Source organism: Psychrobacter sp. UBA6291 (assembly GCF_002439405.1).
GTDB classification, from domain to species: Bacteria; Pseudomonadota; Gammaproteobacteria; order Pseudomonadales; family Moraxellaceae; genus Psychrobacter; species Psychrobacter faecalis.
This window is the reverse complement of record NZ_DJUD01000068.1, coordinates 19,727-39,900: the sequence shown is the minus strand read 5'-3', so window position 1 is coordinate 39,900 and position 20,174 is coordinate 19,727. Positions and strand designations below refer to the sequence as shown.

The window sequence follows — 20,174 nt, the reverse complement described above, 5'->3', positions numbered from 1 at the left end:
ATTGTTTGATGGGTTGATTTAAAAATTGAGCTATGATTTGAAAGTTCAGAATAATACTGAATGATAAAAATAGCTGGGCTGTATTTTACCATATAACGCTTAGCGACTGCTAGCGCTATTATGCATCGCTACCCTTCAATCACTCCGCAGTATCCAAATCCAAATCACGGTCTATCTGCCAAATTAAATACGCACCCAAACTCATCAGGACAAAGAGTGCAATACCGATTTTTAACACGGGATTAAGAGGGAATAAGTTTAATAATAAACCGCCAAAAATACCGACCGAAAACATCAACGAGCCTTGCAAAGCACTGGCCATACCCGCACGGCGTTTTTGAAAAGCAAGGGCAATGGCCGAGGCGTTTGGTTGCGTCAGACCCAAGCCCGCAATACAAAAGAAAATACAGGCTAAAACCAGCGGTAACCATGCATCCGTACCAAAAATAATACCGGTTACAAACAGTGCCGCAGCTGAGATGACTTGCATCATCGCGCCAAAACGTAAGATACTTAAGATACGAAAACGATTGGTCAGCCACTGATTCAGCTGGGTCAAACCTACGAACCCTGCCGCATTCATGCCAAATAACCAACCAAAATGGGTGGCTGAGACGCCATAGGTATCCATGATTAATTCAGAAGCTGAGCTGATATAGACAAACATTGCACCCATTAATAATCCACCGCCTATCGCGGGATAGTTAAAGGTCGGGTCTTTTAATAAATCCCAATATTGACTGAGCACTTCTTTGGCAGGACGCACATTACGGTTTTCTTCAGTCAAGGTTTCAAAGAAGAAAAACTTGGTCAGTAATAAATTTAACGCCCCAAAAGCCGCTAAAAACCAAAAAATAGAATGCCAACTAAAGAACTTTAAAAATAAAGCACCAAGCGATGGCGCTAATATCGGCGCTAAGCCCATGACCAATATCATAATAGAAAAAGCTTTGGCGGTTTGTTTGGCTGTCAGGCGATCACGTATTGCCGCCCGCGTCACAACCGCTCCCACGCACGCGCCGAGCGCCTGAAAGGTTCGACCGACAAACAATACGTATTCATTATCGGTCGTCGCACAAACAATCGAAGCAATCACATATAAGGTCATGCCCATATATAACGGTTTGACGCGACCGACGCGATCACTAAAAGGGCCATAAAACAGCTGACCAAAAACCAGACCTAAGAAATAGGCTGGCACAGAGTTGGCCATGAACGCCGTCGATACGCCAAAATCCTCTGCCATCGACGGCAATGCTGGCAAATACATATCAATCGATAATGGCCCGACTGCCACGATAAGCCCAAGCATCATAATCCATGCAACGGGCAAATCAGCAGAGCGCACTCGGTCAGCAGCATTGGGTTTATTGGGCAGGGAGGGTTTTGGAGCAGACATAATGAGACCATATGATAGAGAAAGGTTTATTTTATTATTGATACGTGGTTTGTTGGGTAATTTTAATCGACTTTTATTACAGAACAAGCCTTTTAAAAATACCGTCTACGAACAAGCAGCAACGTAAACAGATAAAAAAACAGATAGTGCTATATTGCACTATCTGCTTGTAATTCAATAGATGCTTGATGTGAGTAAAATATTCCTATCTCATTCAAATACAGTTGCAAAATATGGCTGATTTTTTAACGGAATTGACGTTTGCCAAAAGCGGTACTGGCTTGCTTAGCTTTTCTAAGTGCCAGTTTACGGTTGCGACCAAACATCATTTTTAGTTGCCAAAATTTTTCTTTATATAGCGTGGTAGCTGGCTGGTCAAACATGGCATTGATAACGCGTTTGCTTGCTAGCACCGCATCGGGTGAGCGCTCAGCAAACTCGGCGGCAAGCTTTTGCGCTCGCTCAAGTGGCGTTTCACTACAATGGCTGACCAAGCCAAGCGCTTTGCCTTCCTCGGCATTGAAGGTACGCGCGGTCATTGCCAGCTCCTTTAAGACATCAGCGCGTACGACACCAAACCCTGATTGCGTTATGCCCATGTCAGGAACTAGCCCCCACTTGGCTTCCATAATCGACAATTTACACTCAGGATGGCTAATACGCACATCACAAGCCAGCGCCAGTTGTAAGCCTGCGCCAATACAGTAACCTTCTAAAACCGCAATCACTGGCACAGGCACATCACGCCAAACCAAACAGACGCGTTGAAAGAGACTTTGCCAAGGTTTAATAAGTTCCCATAGCGCAAACGCTTGATTCTTAGGATGGTTTAAATCGCCCAAATCGATACCAGCACAAAACGTGCCCTCTGCGCCATTAAGAATCACCGCACGTACCGTTTTATCTTTACTGATTCGACCGGCGACCGCGATTAACTCTTGCACCACTTTAAAACTCATAGCGTTCTTTTTTTCCGGTCGATTGATGGTCACCGTTATTATATTGTCAGTGGCGCTGACTTGTAATGTCTCATACTGATACGTGGCAATAGCGTGCATAATCATCCTTAATAATAAATAAAACACTTAGAGAGTTTGTTAATCCGTTTAATATTAACAGCCTTGCACTCGCCCTTCCTTATTAATAACTGACTGCTAGGGTATCGTTTAGCCTCAGCGGTTTTATGATTATCCGCTTTAAATCATTTTCCACGTCATATCATTTTCACTTAGACGATGATAATTAAGCTGCGGATACGCCGATAAATCGAGGGTTTGTAGATTGTTTAACGCCGTCAATAACGCGTCATAATAAGGCTCTAACATCGCAAATTGAGCCGGCGTGGTATGTTGAATATTTAATAAGCATTTATCTTCTAAGTCTTGGCTGGCTTGACGTAGCTGCGGCACGCCGGTATAACGGCTGCCACCTAAGATACGATGGGCAATTTGCGCCAGCGCACTGCGGTTACGGCTCTCCCAAGCCTGCATCAACGCTTGCTTTTCATCATTGATGGTATCGAGCATCATGATGATGAGCTTGGCAGCCAAATCGGGTTTATTGGCTGAGCGCGTCAACGCATCTTGCCAATTTAAAATCTCCGAGGTATCAAGGGTATTTGCGCCCATATCCGTATTATTTTGCCCGTGTGCGGTATTTACTGCTTGTTCATCTTTAGCATGCTCTGACATTTGATAAGGCGGATAAGCCAATGGTACTTGCCCCTGCCCTTGATAATGCAGATTCTCATAGTGTGGCTTTTCATAGCGTGGCTTCTCGTAACGTGGTTGGGTTTCGCGCGGCGTCTCGCGTCTATATTCTTCACGCGGCTGACTGTCACGCAAATAGTCATCGCGGATTTTCTTTAATGATAAGGGTCGGGTAATTTTTGCCGGACTCTTCACTTTAGCAACAGCACTGGCATTGGCGATACGACTATCCTCGTTATCTTTGAGCAAAGGATAAGTTGGGGTTGTCACATCTGCATAAGACGTCAAGGCGTTTTGATTCACCTCACTTTGTAGGTCAGAGCTAGGCAAATTAGAGCTATGCAAGTCAGAGCTGTATAAGTTATCGCTATGAATGGTGGTTAATGGCGGCACTGAGTCGGTACGGCCAAGCCATTTTTGCAGCACTTGTAGCAACTGTGGCTGGCTAATGGGTTTGCCAACATAGTCGTTGATGCCGCTTGCAATCAGCTTATCGCGCTCATCGGCTAAACCATGGGCCGTTAAGGCGATAATCGGAATATGATGATCAGATGTTTCGATATTACGGATTTGCCGCGCTGCTTCATGCCCTGACATACGCGGCATTTGAATATCCATAAATATCAAATCGATACTGTTTTTGTGCGTCGCATTGCCTTTATCATCTGTCGTAGCATCGTCAAGATGTAATGGATTAACCGCTGATTTACTAGCATCATCACGCGCTTCGGCTTTAGATATTTGGGTCTTTTTCGACAGACTTTGGCTGTCAGCTTTAGCAGTTTTGATATGCTTAGTTTGCTGTTTACTGATGATTTCTATGGCATCAAAACCGCTGCTGGCGGTAATGACATGGATGCCAAGTTCACTTAGTAGCGCATCAAGCACCAGTAAGTTCGGCAGATGGTCATCGACAGCCAAGACGGTCACGCCCTTCCATCGCGGCTCTTGAACGCCACTCGGGGCGTTGCGTTTTTGCGTATCAAGCATGGCATAGAGCTGTCTTTTATCTAATGGTTCATACAAAATATTGGCATGATAACGATTGAGCAGTGCTTGGTCGGCGGCAACTTGATAGCCAAATACCGCCAGCTTTCCTTGATAATGCAGGCGAATCTGTTTGAGCAGCGCCATCATATCGTCTTGGGTGTCATCATCAACGATAACCCAATCCCAATAATTGCCGCGCTCTTTAAGCGACTCAAGTACGCCCGGTAAAGAGTTTGCTTGGCTCAGGGTAATCGGTAAATGTTGTAAGCTGGCTTTGAGCACCTGTATCGACGCGGTATGATTGATCCAAACCAGTACATTAAACTCGTCTGTATCGCTGGCAAGTGGCGCGAGCACGGGCAACTCAATCGTTTGCCCAGTTGCCGCCTCTAAGACATCGACATGGGCTGGCATTCGAAACCAAAACGTCGCTCCTTGATTAGAGATGTTTTCTTGCACATTGTCATAAAAGCCAATGTCGCCACCCATCAGCCGCGTTAACTGCTTGGAGATGACCAGACCCAAACCGGTACCGCCGTATTGCCGCGTAATCGACGGATCGCCTTGGCTAAAGCTTTGAAAGAGCATTTTTTGGTCAGATAATGAAATCCCTTTACCGCTATCTTGCACGCTAATCATCAAATAATTGTCGCGATGATCGTCTAAGCTCACGCGTACAACCACGTCGCCACTATCGGTGAATTTAATCGCATTACCGACGATATTGGTCAGTACTTGCTTGAGGCGCAACGCATCGCCGTTGATGCGCATCGGCACGTCGTTATAAAACAGCACCGCCATGCGCAGACCTTTTTCAGCAGCAACCGGCGATAGCATATCGACCACGTCATAAATGGTGTCATAAAGGTCAAACTCGTGACGATCAAGAACCAATTTACCCGCTTCAATCTTAGAAAAATCCAAGACGTCGTTCACTAGCGCCAATAGATGCGCCGACGATTTACGGATGGTTTGCACGTACAAATCTTGTTCAGGATTGAGCTCGCCGTGACGCGCCAGCAAATTGATAAAACCATCAATACTGTTTAAAGGCGTTCGCAATTCATGGCTGATATTGGCCAAAAACGCCGATTTTGCTTGGCTGGTTGAAATCGCCGCATCGCGCGCATTACGGATAGAGATATTCTGCATTTCCATCTCATCAAATGCCAAGCGCAAATCATCTTCGGTCTGCTCGGCATGATCTTTTAAGTCTTGGAAGCTGGCATGTAGGCGGCGTAAGGTCCTAACCAGATCTTGCTGCAATAAATTCAGCTCGCCATTTGATTCGACCGGAATAGGCTGATAAAGATTGTCGACATGGGTACGTTGTAATTGCAAACGCAGCTCGTAAATCGGCGCAATCCAACGTTTTGAATAAATATTTAAGCTCAATAACAAAATCAAAATCGTAAATAAACCCGTAATCGCGAGCGCCATGGCGATACGATAACGGGCGATATAAAGCGGCTCATTATCCATATCAATCATGAGCCACAATTGCTGCCCGTCAAATTCTCCCAAGCTATTGCCATAAGCGGTGCCAATGGGCGTTGGTTGTTGCGACAAAAAACGCTCTGCAGATTTTATCAGCGGCCAAGCTTCCTCGGTACCGTAGCCGACGCTTGCTAACACTTTATTATTTTGATTGATAATTGCAATACGCTGGACATGCTGCTCGGACTGCATACGCCCGAGTCTATCTTGAATACCTGCTAAGGCCGCTAGCGCCGCTTGCGGGTTGTCCGCTGCCTTATTTTTATCATCGTTATTCTCTGCCTGTTGCTCTAATAACTCAGGAACCAGCTCCGCAATCGTTGGCGTATAACGAATCAGTACCGCCTCTGCTAACGCTTCTTGCTCTGAATTACTGGCACGCATGGTTTCGTAAAACACCAAAATACCACCGACCGCTGCCAATAAACAAATTGGCAAAAACACCAATATAATCAGCTGACCATAAGCACTACTGGTATCAAAACGTTTTTTGTAAGCCATGCTGGGTTTATTCTCCACTGATTTTGGCGCTAAATGCTATTGCTGATGAATGCTACTACTGACAAATCTTGTACGGCGCGCTTGGATATTCATAACTTATTAAGCATTAAAAATAAGCCATCAAAAATGACTTGCGATTATCTTAGCAGGATTCTAACGAAGGCGGTTAACCATTCCTTGGCAAACTTTTATTGCCTCACTTTTTTCTCGCTTCACTTACTCATGCACTTTCATGGCAACAAAGTTATCGTAAGCAGTCCGCTTTTAGTATTTTGTTTATGCCTATTTGTTTATGCAATTAAGTACACTGCTTATCCTCAATAAAAATTTATGCATTAAGCGCAGGCGAAAACAAAATGATATAATGACGCAACTTTTTATTGACCACAATCAATCCCTAACGGTCATGAAGTACTGACCTGCTATTTAAACAGCGCCTATTAAAAAACTAATAATCGATAAGGATACCTTATGTCCGCTACGGCCCAGTCAAACGCCAATTTTATTACGCAAATCACTGACCTTGCCGATTGCGTGGGTAAGACGCCTTTGGTCAAATTGAATCGCCTGCCTGAGCAAGAGCAGATTGCCAATGGCGCGGTATTGCTCGCCAAACTCGAAGGCAATAACCCTGCTGGCTCGGTAAAAGACCGTCCGGCCTTTAATATGATTTATCAAGCTGAGCAGCGCGGTGATATTAAACCTGGCGATATGCTCATTGAAGCGACCAGCGGCAATACGGGCATTGCTTTGGCGATGGTGGCGGCGATGCGTGGCTATCCAATCACCCTATTTATGCCAACCAACTCGACCCAAGAGCGTAAAGATGCGATGGCCGCTTATGGTGCGACGCTTATCGAGGTGGACGAAGGCATAGAAGCTTCGCGTGATATGGCGCTGCAAATGCAAGCCGATGGTAAAGGTATTGTACTCGATCAGTTTAACAATCCTGATAATAAACAAGCGCACTATTTGACCACCGGCCCTGAGCTATGGGCGCAAACGGACGGTAAAATCACCCATTTTATTAGCTCGATGGGCACCACAGGTACTATCACTGGCGTTGCGCAATATCTTAAAGAGCAAAACCCTGATATTAAAGTCATCGGTCTACAACCTGACGAAGAAGCATCTATCGCTGGCATCCGCCGCTGGCCTGCCGCTTATATGCCCGGTATTTTTGAGGCAGATTTGGTTGATGACATCATGGATGTTGATCAGCGGGTCGCCGAAGTTTATATGCGTAAATTGGCGAAAACTGAAGGCATTTTTGCTGGTGTGTCATCAGGTGCAGCGGCATGGGCCGCTACCGAAGTCGCAAAAGCAAATCCTGATGCCGTGATTGCTTTTATCGTTTGCGACCGCGGTGATCGTTATTTATCGACGGGCCTATATAGTGTGAATGACGCTGACGATAGCACGGATAACGCCACCCCATAAGCTTATAAATAGGCAGAGTTATTTATGTCAAACGCCCTCTCGTCCAAACCTATCTTGGTCTTTGATATTGAAACGGTTGCCGATACCGAGGCTGCCCGCCGTATCTATCCGCAGTTGGCTGAGCTAAACGATGCCGATGCTTTGGGCGCATTGACGGCGCTGCGTGTCCAAGAAGCAGGTCACGATTTTATGCGTTTGCCCTTGCAGCGTATTGTTTGTATCTCTGCACTCTATATTAAAGACGGCAAATTTTCCCTGTTTTCTTTGACCGCCGATAAGTTTAGCGAAAAAGACATACTGAGCAAATTTTTTCGCGCGTTCAGGGACCTTGAAAAGCTGCCACAGCTGATTAGTTGGAACGGCTCAGGCTTTGATATTCCGGTGCTTATTTATCGCGCCATGCAGTATGACTTATCGGCGCCGTGGTTATTTGAAGAAGGCGAGCGTATCAAAAACATGCGCTTTGATAATTACGTTAATCGCTTCCACAGTCGCCATCTTGATTTGATGGACAGATTTAGCCAATACGGTGCCAGCCGCCGCGAAGCCATGGATATCGTCGCCAGTCTTTATGGTTTGCCCGGTAAAACCGATGTCGATGGCAGTATGGTTGGCGAGTTGGTCAGCAATGGTGATTGGCAAACGTTGTCAATATATTGCGAATCTGATGTGATGAATACTTGGCTGATTTATTTGCGCTGGCTGCGATTGACAGGGCAATTGTCCTCACCAGATTTTGAGCGGTGGCAGCAGCAAAGCCGTGACTATTTGGCCCAATATACCCAAGCAGATGGCAGTCCTCGCCATCATGAGTTTATTGCTGATTGGTCGTCTGCCCCATAGCCACACTAGACATCTTAACGACAACGGCTTCCTTATTTTTAGTTATTTATCCTTTATTGCTTATTATTTATTATTAAGGCAGGTTTATGCAGCCCACCGACTCAAAAGACTTTACTACTCTAAACGTCAACCAACAGCCTAACGAGGCTCAGACCATTACTATGCCGCCAAGTAAGAAAAAATCTAAGCCTTCGTCAAAAACACGTCGCCGTTTAAAAGATGCCGAGCCATTACCCTTTAAAATAGATGGCTTGTCGCATGACGGTCGCGGCGTTGCTATTTATGGCAATGGTTTCGGTGAAGCCGACGGTCATATCGAAGACAAACATGGCAAAAAGATTTTTGTCAGCTTTGCATTGCCGGGCGAAAGCGCCTTAGTCAAAATCACCAATAGCCGTAGCAGTTTTGAAGAAGGCGATGCGGTGAGCGTTACTGCCAATCCAAACCCTGAGCGCGCTGTAGCACCTTGCCCGCATTTCGGTGTTTGCGGTGGCTGTAGCTTGCAACATTGGCAGCCCGATGGTCAGATCAACTTTAAGCAATCGGTGCTTGCTGAATTGCTTATGCATCAAGCCAATGTTGAACCAGAGCATTGGCTCGCGCCCGTGGTTGGCGATCGCTTAGGTTACCGTACCAAAGCGCGACTCGGCGTGCGTTATGTCGCCAAAAAAGAAACTGCCTTGGTTGGTTTCCGTGAGCGCTCAAGTAACTTCTTAGCGGAATTAAATGAGTGCCATATCTTAGACCCGCGTATTGGCTTTGAGATTGAAAATCTAAAAGCGCTTATCAGCACGCTTGAGAGTCGTGACAAGATTGCTCAGCTTGAATTAGCCATGGGCGAAGCGCTACCAGAGCTACCTGATGGTAATCAGCCGGTTGCACTGATTGTACGTAACTTGGCACCATTATCAGATGCGGATATTGAAAAATTAAAAACCTTCTTTGCAGCGCGTAATTGGCAGCTCTATTTACAATCAAAAGGCGCCGATAGCATTCAGCGTATTGCCTTAACTGAGCATGACGATATGACTGAGCAGTTTGGGCGCTTATATTATCAATTACCTGAGTATGATTTGACCTTTGAATTTATCCCAACCGACTTTACTCAAGTTAATTTATCGGTCAATCGTCAAATGACCAAGCTTGCTTGTGATTTGTTAGACTTAAAAGCGGGTGAGCGGGTGCTCGATTTATTCAGTGGTTTGGGTAACTTTAGCTTACCACTCGCGCGTTTGGTCGGCGAAACTGGTGCGGTGGTCGGCGTTGAAGGCAGTGAAGCCATGACTGCCCGCGCGGCCGATAACGCACGCCGCAATGGCATTACTAATACGGAATTTTATAGCCAAGACTTAACACAAGATTGCACCGATAAACCTTGGGCCAATCAAGGCTTTGATGCATTACTCATCGACCCACCGCGTTCGGGCGCGTGGGAGATTATGCAGTATCTGCCAAAGTTCAATGCCGAGCGTATTGTCTATGTCTCTTGTAACCCTGCTACCCTTGCCCGCGATACCAAAGCTTTGTTAGAGCAAGGCTATCGTTTGACGCATGCAGGCGTGATGGATATGTTCTGTCATACCGGCCACGTCGAATCAATCGCACGCTTTGAGAAAGTGTCCGCTTAGCATCAATTTTAATGATGTTTAAAGTAAGGTGTTTCAAAAGACTTTATTTTAGGGCAGCGTGTTTTAATACACGCTGTTCTAAAACACCAAAATAACGTATGACAGATATAAATAAAGACGACCTTTTTTAACCTATTAATTTAAGCAAAAATGGCCTGAACGATAGGGATAAAAAGGCGTTATGTTATCGAAAGCGACATTATCATTACAGAGCCTTGCTTGATTTGTCATTGTGACATGAGATAATAACAGCCAATGTATTTAGGCTTTCTTCAACAAGATATCGTGAGTATCCTTTATCCTTACTCAGCGCTTTATATATTATTTATGTCTGTCATTTTATAGCTGCTAAAAATGGATTTTTTAGCGGCTGAATTGATTTATAGCTGACACTTTACCTATGGAAACCTAAAAGTGTGGTTGGTAAATGGGCTTTTAATCAATTTAGAATAGCTAAGAGGAGTGGGCTATGGTAAAAATTCGTGAAGGGCTACCGCTGGTAGATGGACAAACCACGCAAGCCGATAGCGCAACATTGGCCGCACAACTGGTCGCGAGCCAACGCTCTCATCAGTCTGCCAATAGCTATGCCCAAATTCCACACGACATCAAATATCAGCTGTCTACTCATAAACTGCATACTACCTTTGATCGCTCTGCTCAGTATGCTTACCACAGCCATGACCCTAACCTTGAAGATGAATATTTAAACAATCAATTGCTTAATGATGCCAATGCGCTTTCGGCACAAGAACTAGAAGCCATTGATTTAGATCAGATAAATATCGACGTCCCTACTTGGCTGGATAATGTTGCCAAGCGTATCGGGCAAGAGTCTGTGCCCAATCTTGCTAGCGCTTGCGAATTTATCCGCAGTCATATGAATACCAGTGAATCTGAACGTTCAGGCGCATATGTCACCGGTATTGGCATGACCGATATCTTGACTTACCTTTATCAAGATGAAAATGCGCTTGTCGCCGCGATGCTTTATCGTAGCGCCCGCAAATCGATTATTAGCCTCGCGGAAATTGAAAAAAAATTCGGTGCCGATATCTCAACCTTGGTCAAAGATACCTTGGCGATGGGAAAACTGTCCGAAATCATCGAAAGCAATAAGCGCTTAGAAGACCATTTCGTTAATAATCAGCGTGATCAGCTCTCCAACATTTATAGTATGCTCATCTCTGTGACCAACGATGTCCGCGTGGTGCTGATTAAACTGGCTGAACGTACCTTTGCCATGCGCGAACTGACTTTTTCTGGTGAAGAACGACAATATCGGGTCGCGCGTGAGGTTATGACCATTTATGCGCCACTAGCTCACAGGCTGGGCATTGCCCAATTAAAATGGGAGCTTGAAGATTTAGCCTTTCGCTATCTGGCGCCTGAGCGTTATAAAGAGATTGCCAAACTGTTATCAGAAAAACGCAGCGAACGTGAGTCTTATATTCAGCGCGTACAAGATAAGCTCAATGAAGCGTTGGCGGAAGCGGGTATCGAAGGCGAGGTTTCAGGCCGCGTCAAGCATATTTATTCTATTTACCGAAAAATGAAGCTCAAAGGTTTATCCTTTGATCAGCTATATGACATTCGCGCGCTACGGGTCTTGGTCAATAATCCTTCAGACTGCTATCACGTGTTGGGCTTGGTACACGGTTTATGGCGCTATATCCCTGAGCAATTTGACGATTATATTACCAATCCAAAATCAAATGGTTATCGCTCGCTTCATACCGCCGTTATTGCCGAAAATAAGTCACTTGAAGTACAAATTCGTACTCAAGAAATGCACTTCGAGGCCGAGCTTGGCATGTGCGCACACGTCAATTACAAAGAAGGCCTGAAAAATAAAAAGGACAATTACCTTAACCAAAGAATCAGCTCATTACGTCAGCTCTTATCGATTAATAACGAAACGCGCAATCAGCCGCGCTCAGCATTACTGACTGGCGAAGAATTAGAAGAAATCGAGTTCGACGATGATGAGCAGTTGGTTGATTTCGATGAGCTCGAGCGTATTTATATCTTTAGTCGTGATGGCGATATTACAGAATTACCAAAAGGCGCCACTGTACTGGACTTCGCTTATTATGTACACACGCAAGTCGGTAACCGAGCGCAAGCGGCGCGCGTCAATCAGCGCTATGTGCCGCTGACTTACCAGTTAAAAACGGGCGAACAAGTTGAGATTATCACCAAAGCCTCGCGTGAACCCAATCGCGATTGGCTAGTCGCCTCGCTCGGTTATATTCATACCAATCGCGCGCGCTCAAAACTGCGTCAATGGTTTAATAAGCAAGACCGCGATAAAAATATCGAGATAGGTCGCCAAATGCTCAGTAAAGAGCTTGAGCGCTTGTCGGTGCACCCAAACAGTATTGATTTAAACGATTATATCCAGCATTTTAACGTCAATAATACCGATGATATCGTGGTTGGTTTGGTCACGGGTGATATCAGTCTCAATCAATTGACCAGTCATATTTCACGCCAGTTAGATTTAGAGCCTGAAAAACCTGAAGAAGATTTCACCCCAAGTATCGATACGAGAAACGCGGGGAAACTTGATGCTTATAAAATCCGTATCGATGGTTTGGATAATATCGAGATTAACCTAGCCGGCTGCTGCCATCCTGTCCACGGTGAACCTATCGCAGGCTACATTACCTTATCGCGCGGCGTCAGCGTACATAACCGTGGCTGCCCCGAATATCTACGCTTGATTGAACGGGATCCTGAGCGTGAAATTGAGGCGGCTTGGACGGTTAAAGCTGGTCGTTATCAGCCGGTAGACATTCACGTTGAAGCCTATGACCGGCGCGGATTACTACGTGATTTGACCCAAATTATTGATAAAGAAAACGTCAATATTCGTCAGGTTGAGACGCTCAGTAACGATGACAATATCGCCTTTTTAAAGTTTCATGTTGAAGTTTCAGGGCTCGCGCATTTGTCTAAGTTACTTGCCAAGCTTGAGCAGCAGCATGGTATCTTGCATGCTCGCCGTGCTGTTGTTTGATAGCTTAAACTTTAAAATCTTTGAAAATAACCTTTATATATAATAGAGTCTGACAAGAAATACTATGCCTGAGTTGCCGGAAGTAGAAACCACCAAAACCAGCCTGACACCTTTATTAGGTCAACAAGTGGTCGATGTCAAAGTTTTTCAACCAAAGCTACGCTGGTCGATGCCCGATGATTTAAACCAACTGGTTGATTATACTTTGGACAGTGTCGAGCGCCGAGCGAAGTATTTAATCCTAAATTTTATACCGCTCACTTCTGTTAATACCAACGCTTCTATTCAGCCAAATAGCTTAGCATCGCGCCAACTTTTGATTCACCTTGGTATGTCGGGTAGTTTACAGCAACATAGCCATGGCACCGATAAGCGTAAACATGACCATTTAGTAGTAACATTTAGCGCCGCTGATAATAGCCAAACACAGCTACATTATTATGATCCGAGGCGATTTGGCTCAGTATTATGGTTTAAAGATTACGGTCCTAAGCTTTTAGATCATTTGGGTCCGGAGCCATTATCAGCAGACTTTACCGCTGATTATTTATATCATTTAATACAGCGCTCGGACAATCCAAATCAAACCTTGGATAACAACATAGCTAACAAAACCAATAGCAAGCAGCCTATCAAGCGCGCGATTAAATCAGTAATTATGGAGCAGCAAGTCGTTGTTGGCGTTGGTAATATTTATGCAACTGAAAGCCTTTATTTATCAGGTATTCATCCGGCAACACCAGCCAATGAAGTATCTCATGAGCAAATAGTTATCTTGGTTGAGCATATCAAAGCCATTTTAAAAAAGGCCATCACGCTAGGTGGTTCCACATTACGCGATTTTACCGTTGCCAGCGGTCAAACCGGCTACTTCCAGCAAACCTTAAATGTTTATGGTAGACAGGGCGAAGACTGTCCGCATTGCGATACACTATTAGAAAATATTAAGTTAAATGGCCGTGCCAGTGTCTTCTGCCCTAACTGTCAGCCTACTAAATAATCCATTTCTAAACTCCCTCACAGCTGAAGATTTAAAAAGTCTGCAAAGCTATAAAGCACTGAATTGCCACAATGAATACTTTTTATGGAAATCTGATTTAACGCTATTAAAAACTCCATTCAAACTTATTCGTTTTAAGAAACATCTTTCATATAAATATATCCTGCGCATTTTTGTTGCTTATTGACTTAAATCTTGCTTTAATAGTGCCAATATTTACATAAATAGTGCAAAGCGTTTATTTATCTGTAATATTAAAACTATTTATCAATGCCTATCGTTGTCGCATTATTTCTATAGGGAAGTTGTCTCTGTATGGAAATAGCAGCAGCTATGAATCATACTTCTTATGAGTTTTAGGATATCATTATGAGCGCTCCAGCTAAAATGAAACGCACAGCTAAATATAAACTACTGACCATGATGGCAAGCATAAGCTTGATTTTTGCTAGCATGCAGCCCGTTCTAGCAGCGATAGAAATCGATGAAACGGATTTTGGCCCCTCTTATGAGACCATGGCAGTTGATACTATTGTTGGTAAACCATTACAGTTAGTGACCGCTGTGGCAGGCACCGCCGCTTATCTTGTTAGTCTGCCCTTCTCGCTTATCGGCGGTAACGCCGACCAAGCACAGCAGAAATTATTCGTTGAACCTTGGGATGCCATGGGACGCTGCCTCGGCTGTACGGTTGCCGAAGACAATTATTATAAGTCACAAGTCGTTGATAATAACGTGGTCCGTATTGTCGTCGATCAACCCTCAGAAATTCTGATTAATACCAATGACTATGTAGTAGTGACACCTTAATTAAAAAACTTCGAGCTTATCAATCGACAATAAAAAAGGCTAACTTATTGTTAGCCTTTTTTGATTTTGGTAAGCGAATTATATGATTTTATTTTGTAAGATGAGTATTACTCAGCTTAGCGCTAATCTCACGCAGTAATTGCACCTCTTCTGACGGCTCTGCAACCGCTTCTTCTACCTCATCTGCACGGCGTAATCTATTAACCATTTTTACCATCATAAATATGATAAACGCCAAAATTAGGAAGTTAATCAACACTGTGATAAAGCTACCATAAGCCAACACCGGTACGCCTGCTGCCTTAAGTGCATCATAAGTCATTGCCACACCTTCAGGCGCATCTCCTAGTATAAAAAACATGTTTTTGAAATTAATTTCGCCGCCCGCAATAAAAGCAACGATAGGCATGATAATGTCTTCAACTAAAGAAGTCGTAATAGTCGCAAAAGCGCCACCAATGATGACACCGACTGCTAGGTCCATTACGTTACCTTTTAAAGCAAATTCCTTAAACTCAGATACCATACTCACGATGTCACTCCTTAAAAGTTTAATTAATTATTATATAGATGATGAACTAGATTCTCTAATATTGAGTTTTTAAACCCTTTTAAAGAGATAGCACTTATTGATTAGATCATTTTTATTATATATGAAAACCAAGCACACAAAAAAGCAATATAAAGTGAACTTTATTTTGCTCACCTTATATTGCTAATTTTCGATGTCAAAGCTAATCATGAAAAATTAGCTTTGAGTACTTTTCTAAAATTGAAAATATAAATTACCAAGTAATTTACGTATCGACATTAAGCATTTTTCTTGCGTCCATGACGCTTACGCTCATTTTCAGTCAAATAACGCTTACGCAGACGTATGGCTTTTGGCGTTACTTCTACTAACTCATCATCTTGAATGAATTCAAGCGCTTGCTCAAGGGTAAACTTAACCGCTGGCGTCAGCGTCAACGCTTCATCAGTACCACTGGCACGGACGTTGGTTAACTGTTTAGCAGTCGTTGGATTGACAACCATATCATCGTTACGAGAGTTTAGACCAACAATCATACCTTCGTAAACTTCAAGCTGTGGCTCAGCAAATAATTTACCACGTTTTTGTAGGTTAAATAGGGCGAAACCTAAGCAAACACCATTGGCCATAGAAACCAATACACCGTTTGAGCGACCACCAACATCACCGATCTTTTGTGGACCGTAATGTGAGAAGCTTGAAGTCATGATACCGGTGCCCGAAGTCAGGGTTAAAAACTCTGAACGGAAACCAATCAAACCACGCGCAGGCATAGTCGCTTCAATACGCATACGACCTTTACCATCAAGCTCCATATTGGTCATCTCGCCTTTACGCAAGCCGACTTGTTCCATAATTGGACCTTGATGCGCGTCTTCAATATCAAAGACAACATTTTCATACGGTTCTTGTAGCTTGCCATCTACTTCTTTAACAATAACTTCTGGACCTGATACGCCAAGCTCAAAACCTTCGCGGCGCATGTTTTCGATCAATACTGATAAATGTAGCTCACCACGACCTGATACTTTAAATTTATCTGGAGACTCGGTGTCTTCTACACGTAGCGCCACGTTGTGAATCAATTCACGCTCAAGACGCTCACGAATATTACGTGATGTCACAAATTTACCTTCACGACCGGCAAATGGTGAATTGTTTACTTGGAAGTTCATCGATACCGTTGGTTCATCAACAGTCAATGCTGGCAACGCTTCAACATGGTTAGGGTCACAAATGGTGTCTGAAATATTTAGCGCATCAATACCGGTAATACAAACGATATCGCCCGCTTGCGCATCGTCTACTTCAATACGCTCAAGACCGTGATAACCCATGATTTTTAGGATACGACCGTTACGCGTTTTACCATTCTTATCAATGACAGTCACAGGCGTATTGGTTTTAACTTTACCGCGTTGAATACGGCCAATACCGATAACGCCAACGAAGCTGTTATAGTCAAGGCTAGAAATTTGCATGCGGAAAGGTGCATCTGCATCGACTTGCGGTGGCTGTACCACATCAACGATGGTTTTAAACAACGGCGTCATGTCATCCGCCAAGTTATCTGCTTCCAAACCAGCAATACCGTTTAAGGCAGATGCATAAACCACTGGGAAATCTAATTGCTCGTCAGTAGCACCCAAATTATCAAATAGATCAAAGATTTGATCCATTACCCAATCAGGACGTGAACCAGGACGGTCAATTTTATTGATAACCACAATCGGCTTTAGGCCTTGCTCGAACGCCTTTTGAGTTACGAAACGAGTTTGCGGCATTGGGCCATCAACACCGTCAACAACCAACAATACGCAGTCAACCATTGACATAACGCGTTCGACTTCGCCACCAAAGTCGGCGTGACCTGGGGTGTCGACAATATTAATACGGTATTCAGTGCCATCAGTGTCATCTGTCCAGCGGATGGCCGTATTTTTCGCCAAAATAGTAATGCCACGCTCTTGCTCAATATCACCTGAATCCATTGCGCGTTCCGCAATGTTTGCACGGTCGCCAAAAGTACCAGATTGATGTAATAACTTATCAACCAAAGTGGTTTTACCGTGGTCAACGTGGGCAATAATTGCAATGTTACGCAGGTGTTTGATATCGTTCGCCATATAAAATGCTCGTTTCGTCTTAAAAAATGCAGTAGCAGTAAGCACCGCTGGATAAACTGTTAACATCAACCAGATAGACATGATTGGCTTAGGATTAAATAATTGCACAATACGTACAGCAATTTAATATTAACGAAATCAAATACCTATGCTGATAAATCCATCGTACAGATAGCTATGCTAATGTACACTTTGTCAGTTTACAAAGTGTTTGGGTCGCTAGTATAACATTATTGCGCTATCAATTTATGCAATAACTTACTTTTCTGAGTGTATAAATAAAAAAAAGCCACCCAAAGGATGACTTTTTTTGTAACTAATTAAGTTAATACATAATTAGTAGCGTCTACTTACTGAACAACCATATCTTTAGTTTGTTCAACAGTCATGGTTTTGTCACCAGTAATGATGGCATATACACGACGGTTCATAGCGCGACCTTCTTCAGTGTTGTTATCAGCGATTGGTTGGTCATAACCGTAACCAACTGTTGATAGACGGTTTGGTGCGATACCAAATTCGTTAGTCAACATAGATTTCACTGCAACTGCACGAGCTTCAGATAGACGTTGGTTATAACGTGCTGAAGGACCTGTTTTAGAAGCATGACCTTCAACGCGAGCAGTAGAGTTAGGATACTCACGCATCTTCTCTGCTACTTTAGCGATTTCAGGTTTGTATTGGTTTTTGATAGTTGATTTGTCGTTATCAAAGAATACACGTAGCTCCATTTTTAGCTCATCAGTAATATCTACTGGTACTGGGCAACCGCGCTCATCAACTACTTGGTTCATTGGAGTGCCTGGGCATGCATCGATGCTATCAGGTACGCCATCACCGTCAGAGTCAAGATCAGAAACGACTACTACTGGAGCAGTATCAACTAGTGGCTCTTGCATTGGCGGTACAGCAACAGTAGGTGCTAAATGACCACCTAGTACGACTTCTAGACCGGCCAAAGCCATGCCTTCCCACCAGTTTTGGTCAAAGTTATGAATCGCACGAGCTTCACCACGTAGGCTCAATGCATCATTGATACGGTACATAGCACCTAAACCTAGGTTACCGATAGTATCTACAGTACCAGAAACCATTTCACCGCTTGCATCTTCGATTTCAATTTTAGAACGACCAGCACCAACTAGAGCATATGGTTTGAACGCATTGTCAGTGTAACCGCTGAACTCTTCAAAACCGATTAGGAAGTTACCAGAAATCATCTCTTGTTCTGTATCGTAAGAACCACCTTTATTACTAATCGCATCAGTATTTGATACGCCGTACTCTACTTGAAACTGCGTAGAAGGCGTCAATTCAATACCTAGCGCTGCTCCAGTATAAAGACCATTTTCTTTATAGAAATTTTCGCTACCATCACCATATCTTTGTAACAATTCACGTTGTTCATCATCAGCGCCTTCGCTGTAGTGATAACCAAGTAATAATGGGCTAATAGTAACACCAGCGTTTGCTGCTAGTGGAGCCGCTGTAATGGCAAATAATGCCAAAGCAATTTTATTTAATTTCATGAACTTCCTCCAAAGGATAATTTTAGTAATGCGTCAAGCAAAACCGCATCTTAAGATGTCCAAAAACAGACATCATTTACGAATTTGAAATTACAAAGCAAAACCAATTAAGAAGTAGCTTAGCGATTATCAATTCAGTTTACAACTTTTTTTGTTAATCAGCTACACATTATTACACGATAATGTCATAACTAAAACACATTAGCCAGCTTAACTTACTGACGACTAACACACTTTACACTCTTTATCTTTTGTGTGTGAGGTCGCAATAGATGATGAAACGAATCCTATCTATTGTTTCAAGATATTTTAATACAAATCGTTAATTTTCTCTATCGTTAAAACTCCTTATTCACGAATTGAAACATTCTTTGACAGTAGACATATATTTGGTTTATATTCGGATAATTGAACTTTTTTTTACTAATAGCTAATAGTATAAAACTTACGCAAATTTTATAGTTACTTGAAATTCGGGCGCAATATTCAGGTTAGTCGATTATTAATTTATAGCCGTACCTCTTGTATAGGTAGCAGTCTCTCATGATTGAATTATATAAAGTATCTTCAAGAAAGCAGACGCATTTTCAAGCACACAATAGATATGGCTTTACCTTGATAGAGCTGATTGTTACTGTCGCTGTGCTGACTATTATAGTAATGATTGCGACGCCTTATATCTTAGAGCAATTAGCAAGCATGGAAGCGAAGCGTATCGAGAGCCAAATTAAAAATACGCTAAAGTTAGCGAAAGCTGAAAGCCACATTAGAAGACAAAACTTGTTGGTTTGCCTTTCTAATGACGGCGCTACATGTCATAGAGATAGCTATAAGAAGCTATTATTATTTTTAGATGCAAATGATAATAAAAACTTCGACTTAGGAGTTGATGACCTGCTAGAAGAACAGGCTTTAGAACCTAAATACAGCACCTTGTATTTACGGGTAGGAAATAATCGCCATTACACTAAATTCTGGGGCGATAGCGGTAAACCTCGCGGCCATTTCGGACATATTAAGTACTGTCCAACCTCAACCTATAATCATGCCATGTATCAAATCTCATTCAACCAAGGCGGAGGCATTACTTATAAGCCTAATGCAAGCCACCCTACTGATTGTGGACAATAGAAATTACGACATTAGGT

General features: G+C 43.3%; 13 protein-coding genes. 7 read left to right on the top strand and 6 right to left on the bottom strand.

From position 1 onward, the window contains the following. Positions 1-139: 139 nt before the first annotated feature. The 3 genes from B3R91_RS11200 to B3R91_RS11190 form a co-directional block, all read right to left on the bottom strand. The gene (locus tag B3R91_RS11200) at positions 140-1,399 is read right to left on the bottom strand and encodes a multidrug effflux MFS transporter (RefSeq protein ID WP_286797681.1); all 1,260 of its coding nucleotides are present in this window, start codon (positions 1,397-1,399) and stop codon (positions 140-142) included. Between the two features lie 245 nt (positions 1,400-1,644). Next, on the bottom strand, positions 1,645-2,457 hold the full coding sequence (locus B3R91_RS11195) for a crotonase/enoyl-CoA hydratase family protein (RefSeq protein ID WP_286797680.1): 813 nt from the start codon (positions 2,455-2,457) through the stop codon (positions 1,645-1,647). Positions 2,458-2,595: 138 nt separating this feature from the next. Further along, positions 2,596-6,096 (bottom strand): ATP-binding protein, encoded by a 3,501-nt coding sequence (locus B3R91_RS11190; protein WP_286797679.1) that lies wholly within the window; start codon positions 6,094-6,096, stop codon positions 2,596-2,598. A gap of 471 nt (positions 6,097-6,567) precedes the next feature. On the opposite strand from B3R91_RS11190, the gene cysM reads away from it, so the two are divergent. The 6 genes from cysM to B3R91_RS11160 all read left to right on the top strand — a co-directional run bounded on the left by cysM (position 6,568) and on the right by B3R91_RS11160 (position 14,839). Further along, complete coding sequence (cysM, locus tag B3R91_RS11185) at positions 6,568-7,536, top strand: cysteine synthase CysM (protein WP_286797677.1); 969 nt, start codon at positions 6,568-6,570, stop codon at positions 7,534-7,536. Between the two features lie 24 nt (positions 7,537-7,560). Next, positions 7,561-8,379 (top strand): 3'-5' exonuclease, encoded by an 819-nt coding sequence (locus tag B3R91_RS11180; protein WP_286797675.1) that lies wholly within the window; start codon positions 7,561-7,563, stop codon positions 8,377-8,379. Positions 8,380-8,465: 86 nt separating this feature from the next. Then, the gene (gene rlmD, locus B3R91_RS11175; protein WP_198328503.1) at positions 8,466-10,007 is read left to right on the top strand and encodes a 23S rRNA (uracil(1939)-C(5))-methyltransferase RlmD; all 1,542 of its coding nucleotides are present in this window, start codon (positions 8,466-8,468) and stop codon (positions 10,005-10,007) included. 469 nt (positions 10,008-10,476) lie between these two features. After that, positions 10,477-13,029 carry a RelA/SpoT family protein gene (locus B3R91_RS11170; protein ID WP_286797674.1) on the top strand — a complete coding sequence of 851 codons (2,553 nt, stop codon included), beginning with the start codon at positions 10,477-10,479 and terminating at the stop codon, positions 13,027-13,029. A gap of 64 nt (positions 13,030-13,093) precedes the next feature. Then, positions 13,094-14,029 (top strand): bifunctional DNA-formamidopyrimidine glycosylase/DNA-(apurinic or apyrimidinic site) lyase, encoded by a 936-nt coding sequence (gene mutM / locus B3R91_RS11165; RefSeq protein ID WP_286797673.1) that lies wholly within the window; start codon positions 13,094-13,096, stop codon positions 14,027-14,029. Positions 14,030-14,398: 369 nt separating this feature from the next. Then, positions 14,399-14,839: a hypothetical protein gene (locus B3R91_RS11160; protein ID WP_286797672.1), complete on the top strand. Its 441-nt coding sequence runs from the start codon at positions 14,399-14,401 to the stop codon at positions 14,837-14,839. Positions 14,840-14,927: 88 nt separating this feature from the next. On the opposite strand, the gene mscL is transcribed toward B3R91_RS11160, so the two are convergent. The 3 genes from mscL to B3R91_RS11145 all read right to left on the bottom strand — a co-directional run bounded on the left by mscL (position 14,928) and on the right by B3R91_RS11145 (position 19,026). Next, the gene (gene mscL / locus B3R91_RS11155) at positions 14,928-15,371 is read right to left on the bottom strand and encodes a large conductance mechanosensitive channel protein MscL (protein WP_144297554.1); all 444 of its coding nucleotides are present in this window, start codon (positions 15,369-15,371) and stop codon (positions 14,928-14,930) included. Positions 15,372-15,649: 278 nt separating this feature from the next. After that, positions 15,650-17,497 carry a translational GTPase TypA gene (typA, locus tag B3R91_RS11150; RefSeq protein ID WP_068403956.1) on the bottom strand — a complete coding sequence of 616 codons (1,848 nt, stop codon included), beginning with the start codon at positions 17,495-17,497 and terminating at the stop codon, positions 15,650-15,652. A gap of 350 nt (positions 17,498-17,847) precedes the next feature. Continuing rightward, positions 17,848-19,026: an OmpA family protein gene (locus B3R91_RS11145; RefSeq protein WP_286797670.1), complete on the bottom strand. Its 1,179-nt coding sequence runs from the start codon at positions 19,024-19,026 to the stop codon at positions 17,848-17,850. Positions 19,027-19,569: 543 nt separating this feature from the next. Here B3R91_RS11145 and B3R91_RS11140 point away from each other — a divergent pair. After that, positions 19,570-20,157 (top strand): pilus assembly FimT family protein, encoded by a 588-nt coding sequence (locus B3R91_RS11140; RefSeq protein ID WP_286797668.1) that lies wholly within the window; start codon positions 19,570-19,572, stop codon positions 20,155-20,157. Positions 20,158-20,174: the final 17 nt, after the last annotated feature.

Coding starts and splice junctions, on each gene's coding strand:
- B3R91_RS11140 (WP_286797668.1), top strand. CDS start 19,570: ATGATTGAATTATATAAAGTATCTTCAAGAAAGCAGACGCATTTTCAA.
- cysM (WP_286797677.1), top strand. CDS start 6,568: ATGTCCGCTACGGCCCAGTCAAACGCCAATTTTATTACGCAAATCACT.
- B3R91_RS11145 (WP_286797670.1), bottom strand. CDS start 19,026: ATGAAATTAAATAAAATTGCTTTGGCATTATTTGCCATTACAGCGGCT.
- B3R91_RS11180 (WP_286797675.1), top strand. CDS start 7,561: ATGTCAAACGCCCTCTCGTCCAAACCTATCTTGGTCTTTGATATTGAA.
- mutM (WP_286797673.1), top strand. CDS start 13,094: ATGCCTGAGTTGCCGGAAGTAGAAACCACCAAAACCAGCCTGACACCT.
- rlmD (WP_198328503.1), top strand. CDS start 8,466: ATGCAGCCCACCGACTCAAAAGACTTTACTACTCTAAACGTCAACCAA.
- B3R91_RS11190 (WP_286797679.1), bottom strand. CDS start 6,096: ATGGCTTACAAAAAACGTTTTGATACCAGTAGTGCTTATGGTCAGCTG.
- B3R91_RS11170 (WP_286797674.1), top strand. CDS start 10,477: ATGGTAAAAATTCGTGAAGGGCTACCGCTGGTAGATGGACAAACCACG.
- B3R91_RS11200 (WP_286797681.1), bottom strand. CDS start 1,399: ATGTCTGCTCCAAAACCCTCCCTGCCCAATAAACCCAATGCTGCTGAC.
- typA (WP_068403956.1), bottom strand. CDS start 17,497: ATGGCGAACGATATCAAACACCTGCGTAACATTGCAATTATTGCCCAC.
- B3R91_RS11195 (WP_286797680.1), bottom strand. CDS start 2,457: ATGCACGCTATTGCCACGTATCAGTATGAGACATTACAAGTCAGCGCC.
- B3R91_RS11160 (WP_286797672.1), top strand. CDS start 14,399: ATGAGCGCTCCAGCTAAAATGAAACGCACAGCTAAATATAAACTACTG.